The organism is Natronoarchaeum mannanilyticum, assembly GCF_039522665.1.
GTDB classification, from domain to species: domain Archaea; phylum Halobacteriota; class Halobacteria; order Halobacteriales; family Natronoarchaeaceae; genus Natronoarchaeum; species Natronoarchaeum mannanilyticum.
Genome location: NZ_BAAADV010000008.1, coordinates 238,795 through 251,326, shown reverse-complemented (window position 1 = coordinate 251,326; position 12,532 = coordinate 238,795). Strand labels below are relative to the sequence as shown.

Genomic DNA, 12,532 nt, shown 5'->3' with positions numbered 1-12,532 from the left:
GTGTGGTGAAAAAGCTTATTCGGGTAACGGACCCAGTTGAGTCACATGTCCTGGAAAAAATCGTTCTGGTCGCTCGTTCGCGACTACCAGACGCAATTAGGAATGCTCTGGATGTTTCTCGTGTTCATGCTGGTGTTGACTGCCATCACCCTCTTGTTCGGGGAGCCAGGAACTGAGTCGTATACGCTCGCGGTTGTCAATCTCATCATCGTACTCGGATTTGGATCGATCGTTAGCGCCGTATTCTGGATGAGTATCCGCCGAGGGAGATCTCGCTAAGAAGGGTTACTACGGCTGTTCGAGCCAAGAAATCGTATCGGCTGCGAGATCTCGTAGCTCCTGTGATGCATTTTCATCAGTAGCGACGCCACGAAGAGGTGCGATAGCACTTTCCTCGCCGAGAACGCCGAGAGCCCGTGTAGCGCGGGCTCGGACCATGTCGTTTTGACTATCGAGAAGGGAACAAAGCGGATCTACTGCGGAGGTTGCCGCCTCAGGATTCGTCCGAGCGACATTAGCGATGATGTCGGCACACGCTCCGACGACGACATCGTCGTCATGATCAAGGTGGTCAACGATCCGCGGGATGTGGTCTTGGAGAGCACCGCTGTTCGTATCGCTGACCTCGATCAGTACGTTGGCTGCGACGGATCTCGCCGCGAACTGGCGACGTCTTTCTCCGGCGCTGATCGATCGCTGTTCTTCGAACAGATGGGGTTCTTCGAGCGGTTCTAACTTAGTGCCCTGCGTCGGGTCAACTATTTCCTCCTCAATCACGTCGAGTAGTGCCTCTACGTGGGGTACGAACCACTTCGTCCGCTCGATTGTTAGCGAGCCAATCGGCTTTGCTGCAGCGGCTCGGACTATCGGGATATCGTGGGTGAGTAGGTCCACGAGCGGACCGATGGATCCCTCCAGTAATCCAGGTCGCGACTCGGCGACGAACGCGAGCGCAGTTGCAGAGTCTCTGAGGACGGCTACCCGCTCATCATCCAGTCGGTCGACGATGACGGGAATAAGTGGTGCAACGTTGTCGATATTCTCTTCAGCAAGGGTCAAACAGGTCGCCGCAGCCCGGATGCGGGTCTGATTATCCTCCGCCTTCAGTGCTTCGCGAAGGGTGTCAGTCTCCGCGTTTTTCAGCGAAGTTGTGTCTAGTCGCTCGGCTGTCCCCTCGTTAGTATCTACCATGTCATCGAGAGCGACGCCAATTCAGTTATACGTGACGGATCAGTCGGCGTTTTCGGACACCGGTCAGAGCCGCAACCTTTCTTACGCCTGGGACACTCACATGGCGTATGTCGTTCGAACCTAAACACGTGCGCGTCGACGACAGGGAACTCTATCTTGTTGGAGAGGACGGATACCGCGAACTCGGATCGCTGGAGGATGTGTACCATCTTGTTGATGGGGAAGAGTACACGATTGAGTATGACGAGGACGCCGCAACGGCCGGTTGGCTACAAGTAGCCGATGATGGAACACACACATTCGATGTCCGCGATGCCATCGACGAGATGCCTTTCGGTCGGCCATATGCAGATCGAGTCATAGAGGAACCGATGGAGGAGAATAACGAAGGGTTTCCTCGGCGCACAGTCGCTTTCACCGACATCCTGACGCAGATCTGGGAGTCCAAAGGTAACGCAAAGAAGCTCTCAGAGTTCCACGACAGCTCGTCAGAGACCGGGCGTGAGGACAGTATTGGCCGATAGCCCGTGTTACCAGTGGGCTTCGACGATGTCTGCGGCGTGCTTGAGTGTCTCGTAGGAGTCGGGTTGCTCTTCGGCCTCGTAGATGAGCCAATCGAACTCTAGCTCCCTGACCAAATCTACAGTCTTCCCGATATCTAGATCTCCCTCGCCGACCTCGACAGTCTTGCCCGTGGCGGCGTCGTAATCTTTCAGGTGTACGAGGTCGATCCGATCTGCGTGCGCTTCTACGAAGGAGAGTGGTTCGTACCCCGCTGCGCCGGCCCACCCGAGATCCAACTGGAGGCCGACATCATCGGTCACTTCGAGCAGATGTTCCAACGCGGGACTTCCGTCTAATTCAGTGAACTCCTGATCGTGGTTATGGTAGTGTAGATCAAGCCCGTAGTTCGCCAGTGATGTAGCAGCGTCGTTGAGCCGCTCGCCCGTCTCCTTGACGGCCTCCCGAGAGTTGAAGTGCTCCGGGTCAAGCCACGGCACAGCAACGGCTTCGCAGCCAAGATTGCGATATGTTTCGGCAACATCTTCGATGTCGGCCTCGATCTCGTCGAGGCCGACGTGGGCGCCCGCAGTGGCCAATCCACTTCGATCTAATGCGGTATTCACTGACTCGATGTCAGCGTCGTCGAGACCGGCAAACTCGACACCCTCGAATCCTGTTTCGCCGACGCGTTTGATTACGGTCGGGAGCTGATCGTCGACTGCGTGCAAGCTGTACAGCTGGAATCCAAACGACGTCATGCACTTTTCATTCCGATGTTGGTACTGTAAGTGTGAACCAACAGTCAAAGGTTGCCTCTTCCTCTCTGTAACGCCGTTTTGTGACTCCTCTCCTACATGGTCATGTTTCAGAATGCACTATACGGGAATGCACCCGCCAGAATTATCTAGGTAACTACCTAATTAGACGCGTATTCGTATGACCGGTGACGCATTTCCATCTGTCAGTCTTCACAACGTCGCAGCCACGAAGGCAGCCGACTGGGCGGATGACGGGCGTCAGCTCCACCGTATTCCCGAGTCGGTTGCCACCGCCGTCAACGTCGAGGCCCGCGATCGATTCTGTCATCCATCTGGGTGCGAACTTCGGTTTGTTCCCAAGGGAGATGAAGCGACAGTGTCGGTAACACTGTCGGCAGCATCCGAAACCGTCGTTCGTCCGTTTTGGGGTGGCTTCCAAGGAGCGGATACATACGAACTGGGTCCAGCTCCCAGAACGTTAGAGTTCTCGACGCCTGATTCTATCGAGCATCTCAAGTCAGATATCACTGCGATGGGCGCGTTCGATCCCCGCGTATGTCGTCTTCGGTTCGACGCATGGGCGCCGGTTGCAGTCCACGATGTCTCCGGACGCTGTCGCCCGCCGGACGAAACCGAATTGCCGACGCTCCGATATCTGGCGTACGGAACATCGATCACCGAGGGTGCATCGGCGACGGGCTGTCACCTCACGTACGTCTCACAGACAGCGCGTAAATTGGGTGCCGACGCAGTGAATCTCGGCGTTGCTGGGTCGGCGTTCTGTGAACCTGCGGTCGCCGATCACATCGCTCATAGGGATGACTGGGATGTCGCCACACTGTCGCTGTCGGTCAATATGGCAAACAGGGGATTCACGGCGGAACAGTTCAGAGAGCGCGTGACAGAGTTTGTGAACGCCGTTGCGGCCTCAGTAACTGACCGTCCGATTGCGTGCGTCACGCTTTTTCCTTACCATGCAGACGCGCTCCAAGACGGCGACGCCAGGAGGGCCGAAGACTTTCGAGCAGCCGTTCGGAAAACTACCGAAAGCACACCTGACAACGTAATACTGGTCGAAGGGGCCAACCTCATGGATGCCACCGGTCTAACCACTGATCTGCTTCATCCCGGTGACGCGGGAATGAGTTCGATCGCGGGTGGAATCGCCGAAAAATTAGCGATGAGATTGAGTGACCAGGAACTGCAGAACCATTGAGTTGGTATCCGTCAGTCGTCTACTCCTCGTCGACTGCCGGCGGTGACGGAGAAAGTGCCCCCGAGTCAACCATCGACTCCAGCGGATTGTCTGTGACGTCAAGCGGGAGATCGATGCGCCCACGGCGCCGGACGGACTCATAGCCGGCAAACAGTATTTCGGCCGTGGTCAGTCCGATTCGCGCGCTGATAGACGGCTCCTCTCCCGACTCCACTCCATCGATTACCGCACTGACCGCACGATCATGAAAGTGTGACCCATAGCGATCGTCACTTTCGTCGTTCGTTGCGTGCATGGTCTCCCCGTTCACGTCAACCGATCGCCGATCACCGCCGTGCTCAAGTTCCAGCATCGGGCCGTCCGTCTTGTCGATACGAATGATTCCTTCCGTCCCGCGGAGTACAATAGCCGCGTCGGTGAAATCACTCCCTTCACCGGTCGAAATAACGCCGTATACGCCGTTCTCGTATCGCCACTGTGCCCATATCTGATTCTCTTGGTGAGCGCCGAACCGGCGATCCTCCTCGCGGTAATCAAGTCCCGCAAGCACCCACTCTGCGGCGTGGTCATCGTTAAACATCCCAGCGAGGTCAACTGTGTGGGCACCGGTATCAAAGAAGTCGCCCCATCCGATCTCTACTCGCTGGAGCGAGCCGATCTTCCCCTCCTCGAGCAGGCGTTTGGCCTCGGTGAACGGTCGCCCGAACCGACGCTGGCGGTTCAGCGTCAACTGCACATCGTGTCGCCAACATTCTTGGGCCATTTGCCGAGCGTCTTCCCATGTGTTCGCCATCGGCTTCTCACAGTGGATGGCGTCGACGACGCCGCTTTTGGCACACTCTACGACGATAGCTCTGTGGATTGCCGGCGGAACCGCGACACTCACGATATCCGGTTCGAGCGCGGAGAGCATCGCCTCGTAATCCTCGAAGGCGTTCTCCGTCGACAGTCCGAACGTATCGGCGAACGCGAGACGGTTCTCTTTGACGATGTCCGCGCAACCGATGAGCTCGCAGCGATCGTCGAATTCGAAAGCTTCGGCGTGACGATAGCCCATTGCAAATCCATCCACGGTCGGGTTGTCTGGATCGGGACCGGTTCCGATGACTGCGACTGTATGACTACTCATGTTCGTCACTCTTTTTTGAATCATACCACGTATATGCATTTCCCTCCGAATCCGTGTTTCGTGTCTCGCGAACCCTGCCTGACCTGCCACCATCTTCACAGCGAGAATCGTCCGCTACCGGTAATATTATCCATCGCGTAGACAATCGTTTATCCGCAATGCCAGATGTAGCCACGCTTAAAGACGAGTATCTTTCGTCACTCGAAAAGACGCTGACGGACAACGTCCTCGATTTCTGGTTCCCCCGCAGTATCGACGAAGAACACGGTGGGTTCATCACCAGTTACGACGAGGTCGGCGAGTTTGCAGGTAACGGAAATAAGCAGGTCGTCACGCAGGCGCGTATGGTCTGGTTGACGGCGCGGCTCGCCCGCGAAGGGTACGGCGAGGAGTACCGCGAGATCGCCGATCACGGCTTCGCGTTTCTGATCAACGAGATGTGGGATGACACCAACGGAGGATTCGTGTGGGAAGTCCGGCGCGACGGGACTACATCCAAACCCAACAAACACCTGTACGGTCAGTCGTTTGGACTCTATGCCCTCTCCGAGTACTACCGTGCAACTAGTGATGACAAGGCTGCTGACTACGCCCACAAACTCGTCGATCTGATGGATGAACACGCCAAAGACGGTGATCACGGGGGGTATGTCGAGTACTTCACGCCCGACTGGAAGCCGATTACAGAGGGGCAGACGTATCTTGAAAACATCGAGCCGGACTGGTCACCGAAGGAATCGGGCGACAGCGTCCTTGATCCGACGCTGAAGCTGATGAACACACACCTCCATCTCATGGAGGCGTTCACCACGTACTATGAGGCCTTCGACAACGAGCGCGGGCGTAAGCGCTTGCACGAACTGCTCGACATTCTCACCAACACGGTCTACCGAAAGAAGCGCGGCTTCTGTACTGACAAGTACGATCCCGACTGGGCCCCGAAACTTGACGACGAAGAGTTCCAGATCGTTTCGTACGGACACGATCTGGAGAATGTCTGGCTCGTCATGGAGGCTGCCGACGCACTCGACCACTCACAGGACTTGTACCGCGAATTCTTCGAGACGCTGTGGGACTACTCACTCGAATATGGGTACGACGAGGAGCACGGCGGGTTTTACTTCTACGGCGGCTTCGACGAGCCCGCGAGCTTCCGCGTCAAAGCTTGGTGGGTGCAGGCAGAGTGTATGACCAGCGCTCTACGAACCTATGAATGCACCGGGGATGACCGGTATCTCGATGTCTTCGCTGATACGTGGGATTTCCTTGACGAGTACCAGATTGACCGCGAACACGGCGAGTGGCACTCTGGCGTCGACGAGAACCTTGAACCCGTCGGCCGTAAAGGAGCAGTCTACAAGGCGGCGTACCACAACGGTCGGGCGCTTCTCGAGTGTATAGCGGCCCTAAAACGGCTGTAGAAGGTTACGAATACTCGATCGAGTGTAGTGCGAGGCGGCAAAGAACCACAGTATAGGGATCAGCCAGCTACGAGTGCATTGATGCGCGCGGAACCTCGTATTCCGCTACGAATCGATCTCGCACCGACTGACAACGATTTTACGTGAAGTACTGCGATCAGAGGCCGTACTGTCTAGAACCGAATAGAGGACCTAGGTCATCATGATCGTTATTATCAGGTCAGTCCTCCTTTTTGTCCGATTGCCTCGATTTAGTGGGCGACTCAGCGAACGAGAACGCGTCGTGCTCTTCAGCTGACTGTCGAGTCTCACCTTCCACGTCAGCGGAAGTGCTATCTGTACGATTTTCCGTATTGTCCCGATTGAGCGTTACCTTCTCCTCTGTCTGTTTGGAGGTGAGTTGCTGGGACGGCTTTCTGTCGTGAGCGTCGGTATCGAAGCGATCAAGCGCTTCAGAGAGCTGGGACGCCTGAGTAGCCAAGTCGGATGCAGAGCGCGACACTTCGGTGAGTGCCGTGGTCTGTTCTTCAGCGGCGGCGGCGACGTTCTCAGCTTCGGTCGTGGTCTCTTCGCTGATCGTCGCGGCTTCGTCAACCATCGCCACGACTTGTTGAGTGGCAGCAGCTTGCTGTTGGGTTGCTGCGCTAATTTCCTGAACGCCGGTATTGGTCTCCTGAGCGTAACCAGCAATCTCCTCAAGTGCGTCTGCTGCTTCGAGTACCGAGTCTGTATGTTCGGCAATCTCGTTGGACGTCTTGCGCACCTCCGTTGTGGTGGTATCGGTCTGGTTCTTGATCTGTTCGAGCCGGGCTTCGATGTCCTCAGCAGCGTCTTTCGTGTCAGTGGCCAGTTCCTTGACTTCCTCTGCGACTGCGCCGAATCCGCTGTCTTCACCGTTAGCGGAACGCGACGCTTCGATATTGGCGTTGAGTGCCAGCATGTTCGTCTGGTTAGCCATCTCAGTGATGAACTCTAGGAGTTCGTCGATCTGGGCGACCTCTTCTTGGAGCTGTTCGATTTCGGTAACAGTACCTTCGCTCTCGGCCTTAATCGAGTTCATCCCCTCGATCGCCTGCTGGGCGGCCTCGCGACCTTCCTGTCCCGTTTGGGCAGTCCGCTCGGCGAGGTCAGCGACTTCGTTCGAAGAGGCGGCGATCTGTTCGGTCGTCGTCGAGAGCCCGTCCATCTCACTGGATACCGTCAGGAGTGAATCGTTCTGGCGCTCTGCGCCGTCCGAGATTTCTTGGATCGACTCGGTCACCTGCTCGCTGGCCGACCGGACCTCCTCGCTGGAGGCAGTTACCTGCTCGGAGGCTGTTGCGACCTCCCCGGCAAAGTTCTTGAGCTGTTCGGTGGTGGCTTCAATCTCGCCGAGCATCTCGTTGAACGTGCGACCGATCTGGCTCATCGCATCGTTCTTGCTCTCTGGGTCCATCCGCACGGTCAGATCTCCGGCTGCAGCGTCATCCATGATGGAGCGATACTCGTTAGCTTTCGTTTCGAGATGTTCATTCATCTGTTCCGTTTCGGCTCGTGCTGCTTCGGCATCCTCGCGAGCCTTACGGGCCTCACTGATTTGCTCTCGCAACGCATCGCGCATATTCTTGAACCCTGCAAATAGATGGCCGATTTCGTCGTCTCTGTCTGTTGCAAGATCGATATCGAGGTTCCCGTTCTCCATCTCTGCCGTTTTTCGCTGTAGTCGCTGAATCGGAACTACAGTGTGCCGACCCAGGACAACGCCAGTTAGTGCTAACCCGAGCAGCGCCACCGCGAGCATCGCGAGTATGTTCAGGCCCACTTCGTTTCGAACGGCGAAGGCCTGAGATGTTGGTGTACTCGTGATTACGGTCCAGTCAGTTCCAGGCACCTCGGTGTATGCAATGACCTCGTCGTTACGTCGTTCGAATTGAGCGGTTGTTTCGTCACCATCTGATTCGACAGATGTGTATGCCTGATCTGCAGATCCATTACTGAGAACCTGTTCGTTATTACCGTTGATGATCACCGTCTCTCCGCCCTCAATCGGCTGGTAAAGCCCCTGGACACGCTGTTCTGCTCGTCCCACCGTAACGATGTACCCGTCTTCTTGACTACGGACTGGACTGGCGAATGCGATGACACGACCGCTAAACGCGCCAGAGTAGTATGACGAATTTGTGATCGCTACCGAGCTGTGCCTTGATAATTGGTCGTAAAATGATTGTTGACCCCACGGCGCCGAAACATTCGATAACTCTCTACCATCATATCCCTCGCGTGTACTGGCCACTACGGAGCCATCGCTGGCGTCGACGTAGTGTATATTTTTCATCTCCAAAGATACAGAACTTTTCTTTGTCGAAACATATGCGTCGATCGATTCAGCGTTGCCATCCTGAACCGCCTCTCCTTCCGACAAGAGAATGGTTTGACGACGCATCCCTTCAACCCACTCACCCATTGAGTCGGCTTGGAGTTTCGCGGTTGAGGTGAGTTGGTTTTCGGTATTCTGCTCAACGGTTCCCTGCGTTTGGCTGTATCCGATAGCGCCGACGCATCCAATTATGAGCATGACAAATGCGAACGCTACGGCGAATTTCAGCACGTACCGTTTCCGTATGAAATCCGGAACAATTCTGGCTGCAATCCCTGAGCTCTGAGTAGAGCTACCGCTTTTCGTGTCGCTGGGCGGACTATCTGCTGTCATACGTTCTCTTCAGAATGATCACTATGTCCACAATACATAAATCTACATGATAGTATAGTGTAACTGCTGTTCGAACGAGACTCCAAGTACCACCGTTCCTTTACTGGGGCCATCTCTTAAACCCAGTCGCCAAGGTTATGGATATTAGTGGTACTGCAATGCAGTACGTATGCCTAAGTGAAATGCGCTCACATAATTAAGTATACAAAAATCAGGTCCCAGATATGGATCGACTTAAGTATATACGTGGGATATCATAGTGTACAATGACGGTGTCAACCTTCTCGACAGACCGTATAGATACTTCTGAGAGCCTGCTTATTATTATATTAGAGGCTTTGGAAGCACATGGTGTTAAAAGCGAGGAGTACCAGCTTTACGACGAGATCGATGTTGAGGCGCTCGAAAGAGTTATTCTCTCCTCTTCAACTAGTATCAAAATATCGTTTACGGTCTGTGATCTCCGTCTGGCGATAAAGATGGAAAACTCGGAAATTTACATCGAGAAAATTGGCTGCAAGGACTCGTAAGAGCAGAGTTTATGCCAGTGGACGGAATCTGCAATTATACCACATCCCTGAGATATATTAGTTTACTATCTCAGATCAATCGCCTCAACATTGGAGAACACTGCTTTGCATGGTTCCCCCGGAACGACGCTATTCACCATGATTCCCACAAATACTGGATCGTCAAAAGCGATCCTACGCTGGTCAAGTGGTTTCCAGTCATCCCCACTCACTGAGACTGAGCACGTAAGCGTCTCCCCGATTCTATCCAGCCGGAACCACTGATACGGCTGTTCGTGATTGAGGAAGGTTTGATATGGTTCGTTGTCAGGGTTGTGACGGTAGAGTAATTCAACCCCTTGACCGACAGTGTGGCCCACGAAGCCGAATGAGTCGTCCATCTTGAGTCCGCCTCTTATCATGAGACCAGCGTTACTGAAGTCATTAACGTGCTCAACTGACTGAATTCTCGCTTGTATCCGTACTGGGCCAGAAACCTCTGTGTACGCAAATGAGAAGCCTCGGCCTTGCTGCTCGATGTCTCTACCACTCGTCAGAGTCCAATTTGATCCGTCTCGTTCGATACCACCTGTGATCTCGGCATCTGGCACGGATGTGAACTCGTCAAGTTCAATGGACTCGCCAGGAGTGTACTGGATGACGGGATCAGGAACTACGAGTGCGTCGTGAATCTCGAAGCGAGCACCTCCCTCTTCACTCTCAGTAATGTTCAGCGTCCAGCCATTTCGCTCTACGATCTCTGAGACAATTGCTAACCCAGTACCGGACCCGTCTTCGGCAGTCGTATAGCCACGTTGGAGGACCTTCTTCCGCTTACTAGGTGGAATTCCTACACCATCATCGGAAACGTAGAATCCGTCGTCAAGTGTACCGACTCGCACAGTGACCTGATCCCCACCGTGAACTATGGCGTTGCGAATTAAATTCTCAAGAAGCGGTCGCAGTTCCTCGACGGAAGTCTGAGCTCTCGCTGTCTCAGGCATCTCAATCTCAATCTCGGCCTCACGGGTCGAGATGAACGAACAGATCCGTCTGATAATGATCGGAATTTCTACTGATTCCGCCCCCCCGTTTTCTGGTGGCTGCCGTGCGAGGTAGTCCAAATCATTGAGCATCTCTTCGATACGGTTAAGCGCCTCCTCTACAGTATCAAGCGCCTCCGTATCGCCTTCCTTCGCAATCTGGGTGTAACCGCTAGCAACGTTGAGCGGGTTCTGGAGATCGTGACTGACATAGCTCGCAAATTGTTCGAGGCGATCTTCCAATTGGTCGGCTCGTTTGGCCCTCTTCTTTAGGTCAGTAATGTCAACCGAAATCCCGAGTAATCCTTTGTTCGAACCATCCTTGTCGGGCCAGGGAACTTTGCTGGCTCTAGCATAGTGTTTGCTTCCCTGAGGACCCGATGACTCGTCTTTTTGCCGAATTGCGATATCGTCGTTGATGACGCGCATATCGTCTGCATAGAACTCTTCAGCCGCTTCATAGTCATAGCTGTACACTTCAAGGTCCGTTTTGCCAATCACAACGTCTTCGTCGACCCCACCAGGTACGTTCGTCATTCGGAGATGACGGCCCTCTGAGTCCTTGACAAAAATTGGCACATTCATCTCCGACATCATCGTCTGAAGCATATCGCTCTCTTCAGCGGTAATTCGATCCTTGTGGTACGTAGTGAGCGACTCATCAACGATCTCGCGAAGCGACTTGTCGTTGGATAGTGTTGAAAGGATCGTAGTCGGTCCATTTCGTGTCAATTCCCGCATCAGATTCTCTTTAGAGGTTGACGAACAGAAAATGAAGGGAAGGTATCTATCAGTATCAGCTAGCGCGGCTCGAAATGACGTAATGTCGGCCACTGTTTCGTCAGCGATGACGCAACCGACCGACTCCTCGTCGGTGATGAAAGTAAGCGCCTCATCAGCTGAGGATTCATGAACTACTTTCCCGGTAGTACTCTTGGAGAGCGCCTCTCTGATCTGGTTGACGTAGTTGGTATTCGTCGAGACCACGAGTACAGTTGCTGGTTGTTGGAGTATGACGTTCATTGGTAGTTGACTCGGTAATTAGATATCTAATAGCTTCTCTTCAGTATCGTGAGTATATTCCTGAATATAATGGCGATGCCGACCAATTACACTTTTGAAATAAGGATAACCACCTATTGGCGGTAGCAATGATCAATTTTCATCAGGATCAAACCAACATGGTGGTAGATACGCTGAGGTATTTCCATAATTGAGGGAATGGCAAGGTTTTTTATACCCGACCATGAACTATCTATTCGCGGTAGTTTGATACTGCCGCTGGTCAATCCATTGGCCTATTCGAGGGTAATACACGGGAAATCTCCTGTGGGCGGGTGGGTGCCCGCCACTCGTAGCTGCTCATGAGGAAATATTATTTCACAATTATGGCCAAGAGATCACAAGAACTATAGTTAGATATCCAACATCTATTAATATGTCATCCTCTCGTCGGTCAGTACTCCAGAGCGTCTTCTTTATAGGACTTCTCTCCACCGGTGGCTGTACAGACCTAGCAGATAACGGTGTACCAGGTCTGTCAAAGCAGACTAAAGATCAGCAGCGTTCATCAAGAGAGGAGTCAAAGTCGGATTCTATCACGGAGAGCAAATGTTCTTCAGACATTCGTTTAAGACTTGATTCAGTACTTAAGTCAGACGTTGATGAAGATTCGACCAATCCGATCCAGTACAGCAATCTCTCCACCAACGAGAAGCAGCTCGTCGAGTCAGCGACTAATCTTGAGAAGTGTGTGCATCCGAATAGGCGTCCAGAGATCAGTTTACTCGAAAGTCGGATTAAGCAGCGGAATGATGAAGGTTCTGTGTATCTCAGATGGGAGGGGTTCTATTATCGTGTCTATTATGAAAACGGAAGTAAAGAACTTGCTAGCTAGTCCTTCCCCCATCAGAGATGCAATAATATCTCAGTAGCAGAACTTCGTGAGTGGTCCTCCAGACTATTTCTGCCGGTAGTAGCAGTTCTCCCTTGAACTGCGCGAGGATAATCTCAGGGGTCTGTTGTATCCTCTTCATTCGAACATTGGACGTTTCTTCTCATACACTGATGTC

Annotated in this window: 10 protein-coding genes; 5 read left to right on the top strand and 5 right to left on the bottom strand. The window is 53.5% G+C overall.

What is annotated here, in order from left to right; genetic code table 11:
- Window positions 1-45: 45 nt before the first annotated feature.
- Entirely contained in the window at window positions 46-279 is a 234-nt protein-coding gene (locus ABDZ81_RS17900) for a hypothetical protein (RefSeq protein WP_343775925.1), read from the top strand.
- A gap of 9 nt (window positions 280-288) precedes the next feature.
- On the opposite strand, the gene ABDZ81_RS17895 is transcribed toward ABDZ81_RS17900, so the two are convergent.
- Complete coding sequence (locus ABDZ81_RS17895; protein WP_343775923.1) at window positions 289-1,191, bottom strand: HEAT repeat domain-containing protein; 903 nt, start codon at window positions 1,189-1,191, stop codon at window positions 289-291.
- 107 nt (window positions 1,192-1,298) lie between these two features.
- On the opposite strand from ABDZ81_RS17895, the gene ABDZ81_RS17890 reads away from it, so the two are divergent.
- A complete protein-coding gene (locus ABDZ81_RS17890; RefSeq protein ID WP_343775921.1) occupies window positions 1,299-1,715 on the top strand; it encodes a hypothetical protein in 417 nt (138 codons plus the stop codon).
- Between the two features lie 6 nt (window positions 1,716-1,721).
- Here the strand turns inward: ABDZ81_RS17890 and ABDZ81_RS17885 are convergent, their stop codons facing one another.
- Entirely contained in the window at window positions 1,722-2,453 is a 732-nt protein-coding gene (locus ABDZ81_RS17885) for a sugar phosphate isomerase/epimerase family protein (protein WP_343775919.1), read from the bottom strand.
- Between the two features lie 178 nt (window positions 2,454-2,631).
- Here ABDZ81_RS17885 and ABDZ81_RS17880 point away from each other — a divergent pair, with 178 nt between their 5' ends.
- On the top strand, window positions 2,632-3,669 hold the full coding sequence (locus ABDZ81_RS17880) for a GDSL-type esterase/lipase family protein (RefSeq protein ID WP_343775916.1): 1,038 nt from the start codon (window positions 2,632-2,634) through the stop codon (window positions 3,667-3,669).
- Window positions 3,670-3,688: 19 nt separating this feature from the next.
- Here ABDZ81_RS17880 and ABDZ81_RS17875 read toward each other — a convergent pair whose 3' ends face one another.
- A complete protein-coding gene (locus ABDZ81_RS17875) occupies window positions 3,689-4,798 on the bottom strand; it encodes a Gfo/Idh/MocA family protein (RefSeq protein ID WP_343775914.1) in 1,110 nt (369 codons plus the stop codon).
- A 158-nt stretch (window positions 4,799-4,956) separates the two neighbouring features.
- Here ABDZ81_RS17875 and ABDZ81_RS17870 point away from each other — a divergent pair, with 158 nt between their 5' ends.
- Window positions 4,957-6,219, top strand: coding sequence for an AGE family epimerase/isomerase (locus tag ABDZ81_RS17870; protein ID WP_343775910.1), 1,263 nt, complete (start codon window positions 4,957-4,959; stop codon window positions 6,217-6,219).
- A gap of 220 nt (window positions 6,220-6,439) precedes the next feature.
- On the opposite strand, the gene ABDZ81_RS17865 is transcribed toward ABDZ81_RS17870, so the two are convergent.
- Window positions 6,440-8,908, bottom strand: coding sequence for a methyl-accepting chemotaxis protein (locus ABDZ81_RS17865; protein WP_343775907.1), 2,469 nt, complete (start codon window positions 8,906-8,908; stop codon window positions 6,440-6,442).
- Between the two features lie 272 nt (window positions 8,909-9,180).
- Here ABDZ81_RS17865 and ABDZ81_RS17860 point away from each other — a divergent pair, with 272 nt between their 5' ends.
- On the top strand, window positions 9,181-9,438 hold the full coding sequence (locus ABDZ81_RS17860; RefSeq protein WP_343775902.1) for a hypothetical protein: 258 nt from the start codon (window positions 9,181-9,183) through the stop codon (window positions 9,436-9,438).
- A gap of 65 nt (window positions 9,439-9,503) precedes the next feature.
- On the opposite strand, the gene ABDZ81_RS17855 is transcribed toward ABDZ81_RS17860, so the two are convergent.
- Window positions 9,504-11,483 carry an ATP-binding protein gene (locus tag ABDZ81_RS17855; protein WP_343775899.1) on the bottom strand — a complete coding sequence of 660 codons (1,980 nt, stop codon included), beginning with the start codon at window positions 11,481-11,483 and terminating at the stop codon, window positions 9,504-9,506.
- Window positions 11,484-12,532: the final 1,049 nt, after the last annotated feature.

Coding starts and splice junctions, on each gene's coding strand:
- ABDZ81_RS17900 (WP_343775925.1), top strand. CDS start 46: ATGTCCTGGAAAAAATCGTTCTGGTCGCTCGTTCGCGACTACCAGACG.
- ABDZ81_RS17895 (WP_343775923.1), bottom strand. CDS start 1,191: ATGGTAGATACTAACGAGGGGACAGCCGAGCGACTAGACACAACTTCG.
- ABDZ81_RS17890 (WP_343775921.1), top strand. CDS start 1,299: ATGTCGTTCGAACCTAAACACGTGCGCGTCGACGACAGGGAACTCTAT.
- ABDZ81_RS17885 (WP_343775919.1), bottom strand. CDS start 2,453: ATGACGTCGTTTGGATTCCAGCTGTACAGCTTGCACGCAGTCGACGAT.
- ABDZ81_RS17880 (WP_343775916.1), top strand. CDS start 2,632: ATGACCGGTGACGCATTTCCATCTGTCAGTCTTCACAACGTCGCAGCC.
- ABDZ81_RS17875 (WP_343775914.1), bottom strand. CDS start 4,798: ATGAGTAGTCATACAGTCGCAGTCATCGGAACCGGTCCCGATCCAGAC.
- ABDZ81_RS17870 (WP_343775910.1), top strand. CDS start 4,957: ATGCCAGATGTAGCCACGCTTAAAGACGAGTATCTTTCGTCACTCGAA.
- ABDZ81_RS17865 (WP_343775907.1), bottom strand. CDS start 8,908: ATGACAGCAGATAGTCCGCCCAGCGACACGAAAAGCGGTAGCTCTACT.
- ABDZ81_RS17855 (WP_343775899.1), bottom strand. CDS start 11,483: ATGAACGTCATACTCCAACAACCAGCAACTGTACTCGTGGTCTCGACG.